The sequence below is a fragment of the Streptomyces katrae genome (assembly GCF_000966975.1).
Lineage (GTDB): Bacteria > Actinomycetota > Actinomycetes > Streptomycetales > Streptomycetaceae > Streptomyces > Streptomyces katrae.
This window is the reverse complement of record NZ_JZWV01000852.1, coordinates 1-952: the sequence shown is the minus strand read 5'-3', so window position 1 is coordinate 952 and position 952 is coordinate 1. Positions and strand designations below refer to the sequence as shown.

The window sequence follows — 952 nt, the reverse complement described above, 5'->3', positions numbered from 1 at the left end:
TTCGGAGGCCCCCGCTTCCGGGGACCCCGCTCCCGCCGGGCCCGTACCTGTGGTGAACCGCCGCAAGCGGGTCGTCGTCGCCGCGGCCGTGGCCGGCGCGCTGCTCGTCGCCGGCGGCGGGGTCTGGGCGGCCTCCGCCCTCGCCGGTGCCGACCGGAGCGCGCCGACCGCGTACTGGGTCGAGGCCGGCGGCAAGCTGCCCTCGGCCGAGAACGCCGCGCCGGTGCCGCCCAACGAGCTCACCGGCAAGCTCCTGCCGGTCCCGTCCGGTTTCGAGCCGGGCCCGGACCTCGGGGGCGACGGGAACGACTACTTCGCGTCCGGCGAGAAGGCGGCCGAGACCTTCAAGGAGGCCCGCAAGGGGCTGTCCAACTCGGACCGCAAGAAGCGCGACGACATGCTGGCCGACCTGAAGCTCAAGGGCCTCGCCGCCCGGACCTACGCCTCCGGCGGCGGCAGCATGGTCGTCGAGATCCGCCTCATGCAGGCCGACCCCAAGGCGGTGGGCGCGTTCTCGGAGGTCTCCAAGAAGCTCCTCGACCTCACGGGCGACGACCGCGACGCACCGAAGGTCGACGGCTACCCCGACGCCAAGTGCTCCCTGCTGGCCGTGGGCGAGCACAACAAGGAGAAGCTCGACTCCCTCTACTGCGTGGCCGTGCAGGGCGACGTGCTGGTCAGCCTCCGCGCCTACGGGCCCAAGGAGCAGGGCCTCTCGAAGCTGGAGGCCACCGGCTTCCTCAAGAACCAGCTGTCCCGCCTGAAGTCCCCCGGGGAGTCCGTGTGACCGAGCAGAACACCACCGCCGGCCCCGCCCCGGTGACCCCCGAGGCCCCGGCGGCCCCCGAGGCCGCCGCCCAGGCCCCCGGAGCCCCCGAGGCGCTCGCCCCCGGGGCCGTGGCCGCCCCCAAGGACCGCCGCGCCCTGCGGGCCGCCCTGCGCTGGACCGCCG

The 952-nt window shown here is 75.1% G+C and carries 1 protein-coding gene; it reads left to right on the top strand.

What is annotated here, in order from left to right; translation table 11 throughout:
• Window positions 1-787 (top strand): hypothetical protein (locus VR44_RS45340; protein WP_342669400.1); only part of this gene is annotated, 787 nt, incomplete at its 5' end.
• Window positions 788-952 lie beyond the last annotated feature (165 nt).